We start from the raw sequence: 7,162 nt of genomic DNA, 5'->3' as shown, positions 1-7,162 counted from the left end.
GTGATGAAGTTTCCGGTGTCGTCGATGACGCTGGGCGTCGGGGCGCTTGAGGCGTTGCTCCTGGCGACCGGCCTGTGGGTTTTTCTGGCCCAACGATGAACGTGGGCGCGGTCGACCTCCATCGATCGTTCCATGGCGCCCTTCCAGCCCGAAAAAAATTGCCCGATGCCGGCATGGATGGAAGGTCTCGCAAACCCCATCGGCCTGGACATCGGGCACCACCACAATGCCTTGTCGAGCCGCCGAGCGCATCGGCAAACGTCATCTGACAGGCGGGGAAAACCCCTCATCGCGGCAACGGTGCGTCGCATCGTCCGGGTTTCAACCGCGCGTGTCGGCTTTTTTCGGGCAAGGCGGGGTCCATCTCAGGTTGTGAGACCAGCGCGGTCAACGATGCGCACGTCGACCGCCCAAACCCTTTCCGGTGGTCGACGAAAGCCACTCGTCCCGCAGCCGCTCGTCGTGAGACGCCGGAGACTGCGGGATTTTTTCATGGTTCAAGCCAACGGCTTCCATGCGACGATCTGGTTTGCGTGCAACGGTTCCTCACCATCGCAGGTAAAGGTTTTGGTCGGCAGGTCGAACACGGCCTGCCTGAGTTCATCGTCGTTTTCCAGTTGGATCCAGACGCGCTCGCCCTCATCGGGAAATTCGCCCATCGCATTCTCCGATCACATTGACGCGACCATTGTGCGCTCCGCATTGCGTCGGCAGTGCTGGATGTCATGCGACGGGGTCATTGAAACGAAACGGGTGACGCCATTGGGGCATCGATCGTCCAAAGGCGCACTTGCTCTTTAGCTGGCGTTCCGTTTCGCAACGCTACGGTTCAGGTCTTGCCAGGGGATGGGGATGTCGTGATGCGAAGTGCAACGATTGGAATGTCATTGCTGCTGGGCGCTGCGTTCGCGCAGTCGGCGTTCGGCGCAAATGTGGTCACCGTGCAGCAGGGCGGCGTCGGACGTTGGGCCGGCATTGCGGCGAAGGAATGTGGAATTTACGGCAAACGCTACAAGGCCGTCGACGCGGTGTGCTACTACCCGGTCGACATCCAGACTACGCCCGGTACGCACGAAATCGCGTTGTGGGACCAGGATGGAAAACAGCATCTTGGGACACTCAAGGTGCAGAAAGCCGACTTTCCAAACGTCGACATGCCGCTGCCTGAAAAGCTCGACCGCTTCCTTCACGTATCGCAGGAAGATTCGGAGCGCGCGTCGAAGGAGCGTGGCTCGATCGCCAAGGTTCTCGGTGGAGGCTCGGACGATCCACGCTTCTCGTTGCCGCTCGGCGCACCGGCAGCGAAATTGCCCAAGAGCGAAGACGACTTCGGCAGCGAGCGTCGATTCGACCAGGACCATCTCAGCCTGCACAGCGGTCGCGATTATCCGGTCGGACTCGGCAACCCGGTCAAGGCAATTGCAGCAGGCACCGTGGTGCTTGCAGCCGATCACTTCTTCGCGGGCAACTCCGTCTTCATCGATCATGGTGATGGCCTGGTGAGCATGTATTTTCATTTGCAGTCGATCGCGGTGAAGGACGGCGACACGGTCAAGCGCGGCCAGCGGATCGGCAAGATCGGCGGAACCGGTCGCGCCACCGGACCGCATCTGCATCTTGGACTGCGCTGGTTGGGCAAGCGCATCGATCCGGCTCTGTTGCTGGCGAAGCCGACCGCGTTGCCCTCGGTCAGCGACAGCAAGGACGAAGCGCAGCACAAGATCGAGAAGGCCGAGCACCGCGAGCCGGCGGAGAAGGATGCTCCGGTGGTCGACGACGAGAGCTGATCGGCACGATCACGAAGCGGAGCAGCGCGCGCACGCTGCCCCGCTTCGTGCGTAACGGCTTTGTCGTCGCGTTGCGCCACGTTCTGCGAGAACGCTTTCTTCGATGTCGGCAAGCGCGTCTCTTTGCCGTATGGAGTGAATGTGGGTGACTGATCCGGTCCGCGCCGACCAGGCGTGCCGGAGGAATCGTTGCCGCATTCGTCTCGACGGAAAAGGACAAGCATCGTGAACCATCAACGCTTCGTGTGTCAGCCGGTGTGTTCAAGCGTCGCCCCGGCTCCCACGCCACGGCCTTGGGCGAGGCGTATGACGAAGCCGGTGGGTTTCATTCTGCTGATGCTGTTCCTCGCCGCACCCGCAGCAGCCGACACGTTTACGGTGACGACGACGACCGATGCGGGAACGGGCAGTCTCCGCCAGGCGATGCTCGACGCGAACGCAAAACAGGTGACGAACGGCAGCGTATGTGCCGGCCATACGATTGCGTTCGACATTGCTGGCGTCGGGCCGCACACCATCCAGCCGCTCTCGCCGTTGCCGATGATCCACATTCCCATGGCAATTGACGGCTACTCGCAGCCTGGGGCGATCCAGAACAATCAGCCGATCGGCAGCAATGCGGTGATCGCGATCGAGATCGACGGCAGCCTGGCCGGCAACACCGATGCGTTCGTCGTTGCTGCAGCGTTCACCAACTCGGGCCTGTGCCCGGGCAATACCAGCAGCTTCAGCGGTCTGGTGATCAACCGGTTTGCGGGTGCGGCGATCTCGATGGGCGAGGAGTTGTGCCCGCCCGGCAACTTCTGCCTCTGCGGCGGCGTGAGAATCTGGGGCAACTACATCGGCACCGACGTGACAGGTACGCAGGCACGCGGAAACGGCGCAGTCCTTGCCCGGGCAGCTCTCGTGTTTGGCACCAGCAGCGGCTTCAACACGGTCGGCGAACAGACGCTGACCGACGGAGGGTCGAGCGATCCGCGGCCGGAAGCGCGCAATGTGATCTCCGGCAACGGTGCAGACGGGATCCTCATCTATTCCACCTCGACCGTGGTTGGAAATGGATCGGCGCAAACCCATACGATCCGCAACAACTACATCGGCCTCGATGCATCCGGCACTGCCGCACTCGCCAACGGCGGTCGCGGCATCGAGCTCGGCCCGAACTCGATGGGCATGCAGATCTTCGACAATTTGATCAGTGCGAACGTGGGGGACGGCATCGCCATTCTCGATGCGCCGCTCCCATTCACCAGCGTGATCGGCAACGGCATCGGCATTGGCGCCACCGGCGAACCGCTGGGCAACGGTGGCCATGGCGTCTATGTCGGCAACGCTGCGACCGGAGTGACGGTCGGTTCGCGTTGGCTGTTTGCACCGATCAATGCGGCGATCTCCAACAACGCCGATGCCGGCGTGTTCGTCGACGGCAGCGCAATCGTCGACGCCGGCAACCTGTCCAGTGCGCACAACGGCAGCCTCGCGTTCGATATCGCACCCGCCGGACCGAATGCGAACGACGCGGGTGATGCCGACCCGGGTCCGAACGAAGGACTCAACAGTCCGGTCATCGATTTCGCCACAGCGGATTCGGGCGGCCAGACCGGCAGCGTTGGCGGCTTTCTCGACGCAGTGCCGAACAGCACCTACGAGATCCATTTCTTCTACAGCGATGCCTGCGACGCCGGTGGCTTCGGCGGCGGCCAGGTCCCGTATCCGCTGAGTCCGTCTCCGAGCAACATCACCGTGACCACCGACGCCAGCGGCCATGCCGCATTCGCGCGACCGGCGCAGTTTCTCCCGGCCGGCAAGGTGTTGACGGCGGTGACGCGCGCGATGTCGACCATCGCGTCGCCTACGGCTTTCATGTCGTCCGAATACTCCAACTGCGCGGTGATCGTCGGTGCAGACCGGATCTTTGCCGACGGATTCGAATGACGGCATTTCGCTGTCGTGTCGCTGAATGCGCGTTCGCGAGATTGCATCCGGCAAGGACGAGAGACCGTAAAGTCGGGCGTCGCGTCGAATGAGTCGACGTCCCGCGCAGAGGCAACGCCATGAGCAAGGTTTCAAGGTTCGCACGCACCGTCTTGCTGGGTGCCGTCGCCGCTGTTGCGGTCGGCTGCGTCCACCAGCCCGAGCGACCGCTCGCGGCCGACCATCCGCACGTCGATCTCTCGCGCTACATGGGCGCGTGGTACGTGATCGCAAACGTGCCGTACTTCGCCGAGCGCGGAAACGTTGCGAGTCGCGACGTCTATGCCCTCGACAAGGACAGCAGGATCCAGACGACCTACGTTTACCGCAAGACGCTCGACGGTGAAGAGAAAACCACGACGTCCGTGGGCACCGTCGTGCCTGGAACCGACAATTCGCGTTGGGTGGTCCGATTCTTCGGTTTGTTCCACACCGACTACTGGATCCTCGATCTCGCGCCCGATTATTCGTGGGCGCTCATCGGACAGCCGGATCACAAGCTCGGCTGGGTTCTCGCCCGAAGCCCGGAGATGAACGAACCGACGTACCAGTCGCTACTCGAAAAATTCCGCGGCTTCGGCTACGACACGACCATGTTCGAGCGTGTTCCGCAGTTGCCCGCGCGATAGCGTTGCCGCGGGTCGGTGGCCGCTGCGCGCTCATGCACGAGCGCCGGCCGCACGACACGCGTCCAGCCCGAGGACGCTTGTTCGCCGGTCCACATCGCAAAAGGCAACCAAGAGGTTGCGCATTGGCGTTCATTGCGCTATAAAAAGCGCAACCAAGAGGTTGCGCATGAACACCGATCGCATCGAGAAGACCGTCATGCTCCACGCCTCGCGCGAGCGGGTATGGCGCGCCATCAGCAGCGCGGACGAATTCGGCCTGTGGTTCGGAGTGGCTTTCAAGGGCTCCTTTGCCGAGAACACCCGGATGACTGGAACAATCGTTCCGACCACCGTCGACGCCGACGTCGCGAGAATGCAGGAGCCACATGCCGGGATGCCGTTCGAGTTCGTGGTCGACCGGATCGAGCCGATGGACCGCATCTCGTTTCGCTGGCATCCATTCGCAATGGAGCCGGGTGTCGACTACTCGCACGAACCGATGACGCATATCGTGTTCGAACTCGAGGATTCCAATGGAGGAACGCGTCTGACGATCACCGAGTCGGGCTTCGACCGCATTCCGATCGAACGTCGGGCCAAGGCCTTTGCCGCCAACGAGGGTGGCTGGGAACACCAGTCGCAGCTGGTAGGGAAGTATCTCGCGCTGCACGCAGGTGCCTAGCGGAGCGGTCGCCTTTCCACCCGCACTCGACGCCGCAAAACGCAAATGCCCTCTCCCCGGACCGCAAACGCACCCTTCGCCGATTCGGCGCCGCTATTCGCCGCACTCGGCGACGCGTCCCGTCTGCGCATCGTCGCGCGGTTGTGCGAGGGTGGACCGCAGTCCATCGTGCGCCTGACCGAAGGCACCGGCATGTCGCGACAGGCGATCACCAAGCACCTGCGCGCACTCGAAGGCGCTGGCCTCCTACGCAGCGGCCGCGAGGGACGCGAACGCATCTGGCAATTGCAGGCAAGGCGCCTGACCGAGGTGCGTCGTCACCTGGAGCAGATCTCCACGCAGTGGGATGATGCGATCGAGCGCCTGCGACGATTGGTCGAGCAGCCAATCTAGCGTGAGCGCCATCGGACGAGATCGGCGGTCGGTGCGCGTGCGACCCAGCCGGAATTGCTTCGCACCGCGCGTGTGCATCACGGCAGGAGTGTGCGGCAGCGTCTGCAGCGCTCCTGTCTTCTGACAATCGGCACACAGACACTCGACGCCGAAGATCGGCATGACAAGCCGTCGTGGCATTCAACCGCGGACCGTTGGACTTGCGCGCGCGCGCTAATTTCGGCGCGGCGGTTTGCGCGGCGCGGCGCGCTCGCTCGTGCCGGAGAAACCACGCTCGCGCGCCCACAGGATGGCTTCGCCACGCGTGTGGATGTCGAGTTTCGAATAAAGCGATGCGGCGTGGTTGCGCACCGTGCTCGGCGATACGCGCAGGCGGGCGGCGATCACCTTGTCGGACAGGCCTTCGCCGATCAGGGCGAGTACGTCGCGTTCGCGATTGGTGAGGTCCGCCAGTTCCGCTGCCTGTTTGGGAGAACTTCCACGGCGGAGGTTCGCGAGTTTTTCGATCAGCGGGCCGCTGAACCATGAAGCGTCCTTCATGACCGACTCGACCGCGGTGACGAGTTCCATCTCGGTGCGTCGACGATGGGTGATCTCGAGCATGGCCAGCAGCACGAAATCGCTGCCATCGATGTGCACCGTTTCGGCAGACACCAGACAGTCGATCATCGCGCCGTCCTTGCGCTTGACCTGGCATTCGACATTGCGCAGCGAACCCGCCTTCCGCAACTGGTTGACGATTTGCGTTCGCGCGCTGCCCGCATCGAGAAAGCCCATGTCCTCGACGGAACGACCGAGCAGTTCCTCTGATTCGTAACCGGTGGTCGCGGCAATGGCTTCGTTCAATTCGGTGATTTCCATGTCGTCGCGGCTGCACAACAACGTAGGCACCGGGCTCATGCGGAACGCCTTGACGAATCGTTCCTCGCTGTGCCGAAGGTCGGCTTCGGCGAGCCTGCGAGGTTCGAGGTCCATGAAGGTGAACAGCATGCACGGCTCGTCCGCGAGCTCAATGGGTTGTCCGGCGACGATGATGAGCTTCGAGCCGCCGCCGGCGACGCGCAGCTCCGCCTCGGTCTGCGGAATCGTGTCGCCGGCGACCAGATGCTCGATCGCCGATTCGCGATCCGGCGACTGGTCCAGCACGTCGATTTCGTACACGGACCGCGCGATGACCTGGTCGGCAACGTAGCCGGTCATGTCCAGAAATCCGCGATTGACCTTGATGAAGCGCAGGTCGCTCAGGCGACAGATCAGCGCGGGGGCGGGGTTCGCATTGAAGGCTTTTTCGAAACGCTGTTCGGCACTCGCCCATTCGGTCACGTCGACGACAAACAGGATGAAGCAATCCGGCTTGCCTTGCTCATCGGTGATGACGAGGCTTCGCAGGTGGTGCACCCATTTCTCATCCGGTGCTGCAGCGGCGGTCACCTCCACCACGACATCATTGAACGATTCCCCGGCAAGAACGCGGTCGATCGGGTAGGACGCTGCCGGCACCGCATGGTGGTTGCGATAGCGCAGCGCGAAACGCTTGCGGTAGTCGGCGGCATTGCGCCCGAGCGCGGCAACGTCGGCAACCCCATGCATTGCACACGCGGCCGCATTCGCCCAGTGGATCGACTTGTCGCGCTCGATCAGGATCACACCTTCGGTCAACCCGGCAACGATCTGGCGCAGTTGATCGCGGTCGGCGGGAACTGGGAGGACGCGCTTGC

The 7,162-nt window shown here is 62.9% G+C and carries 7 protein-coding genes; 5 read left to right on the top strand and 2 right to left on the bottom strand.

Annotated features, from left to right (window positions below; genetic code table 11):
• Window positions 1-497 precede the first annotated feature (497 nt).
• Window positions 498-659, bottom strand: coding sequence for a hypothetical protein (locus ABIV12_RS16425; RefSeq protein ID WP_348061319.1), 162 nt, complete (start codon window positions 657-659; stop codon window positions 498-500).
• A 222-nt stretch (window positions 660-881) separates the two neighbouring features.
• Between ABIV12_RS16425 and ABIV12_RS16420 the strand changes: the two genes are divergently transcribed.
• The 5 genes from ABIV12_RS16420 to ABIV12_RS16400 all read left to right on the top strand — a co-directional run bounded on the left by ABIV12_RS16420 (window position 882) and on the right by ABIV12_RS16400 (window position 5,444).
• A complete protein-coding gene (locus ABIV12_RS16420) occupies window positions 882-1,787 on the top strand; it encodes a M23 family metallopeptidase (protein WP_348061317.1) in 906 nt (301 codons plus the stop codon).
• Between the two features lie 306 nt (window positions 1,788-2,093).
• The gene (locus ABIV12_RS16415) at window positions 2,094-3,722 is read left to right on the top strand and encodes a right-handed parallel beta-helix repeat-containing protein (RefSeq protein ID WP_348061315.1); all 1,629 of its coding nucleotides are present in this window, start codon (window positions 2,094-2,096) and stop codon (window positions 3,720-3,722) included.
• Between the two features lie 119 nt (window positions 3,723-3,841).
• On the top strand, window positions 3,842-4,390 hold the full coding sequence (locus ABIV12_RS16410) for a lipocalin family protein (protein WP_348061313.1): 549 nt from the start codon (window positions 3,842-3,844) through the stop codon (window positions 4,388-4,390).
• A 166-nt stretch (window positions 4,391-4,556) separates the two neighbouring features.
• Window positions 4,557-5,051: an SRPBCC family protein gene (locus tag ABIV12_RS16405; protein ID WP_348061311.1), complete on the top strand. Its 495-nt coding sequence runs from the start codon at window positions 4,557-4,559 to the stop codon at window positions 5,049-5,051.
• A gap of 45 nt (window positions 5,052-5,096) precedes the next feature.
• A complete protein-coding gene (locus ABIV12_RS16400) occupies window positions 5,097-5,444 on the top strand; it encodes a metalloregulator ArsR/SmtB family transcription factor (RefSeq protein WP_348061309.1) in 348 nt (115 codons plus the stop codon).
• 213 nt (window positions 5,445-5,657) lie between these two features.
• Here the strand turns inward: ABIV12_RS16400 and ABIV12_RS16395 are convergent.
• A partial coding sequence (locus tag ABIV12_RS16395; protein WP_348061307.1) for a helix-turn-helix transcriptional regulator occupies window positions 5,658-7,162 on the bottom strand: 1,505 nt, incomplete at its 5' end.

Source organism: Dokdonella sp., assembly GCF_039926425.1.
Taxonomy (GTDB): domain Bacteria; phylum Pseudomonadota; class Gammaproteobacteria; order Xanthomonadales; family Rhodanobacteraceae; genus Dokdonella_A.
This window is presented reverse-complemented; position numbering and strand designations above follow the sequence as displayed.

Excerpts from the sequence above, each read along its gene's own strand:
- ABIV12_RS16425 (WP_348061319.1), bottom strand. The coding sequence starts at position 659 with ATGGGCGAATTTCCCGATGAGGGCGAGCGCGTCTGGATCCAACTGGAA.
- ABIV12_RS16420 (WP_348061317.1), top strand. The coding sequence starts at position 882 with ATGTCATTGCTGCTGGGCGCTGCGTTCGCGCAGTCGGCGTTCGGCGCA.
- ABIV12_RS16415 (WP_348061315.1), top strand. The coding sequence starts at position 2,094 with ATGACGAAGCCGGTGGGTTTCATTCTGCTGATGCTGTTCCTCGCCGCA.
- ABIV12_RS16410 (WP_348061313.1), top strand. The coding sequence starts at position 3,842 with ATGAGCAAGGTTTCAAGGTTCGCACGCACCGTCTTGCTGGGTGCCGTC.
- ABIV12_RS16405 (WP_348061311.1), top strand. The coding sequence starts at position 4,557 with ATGAACACCGATCGCATCGAGAAGACCGTCATGCTCCACGCCTCGCGC.
- ABIV12_RS16400 (WP_348061309.1), top strand. The coding sequence starts at position 5,097 with ATGCCCTCTCCCCGGACCGCAAACGCACCCTTCGCCGATTCGGCGCCG.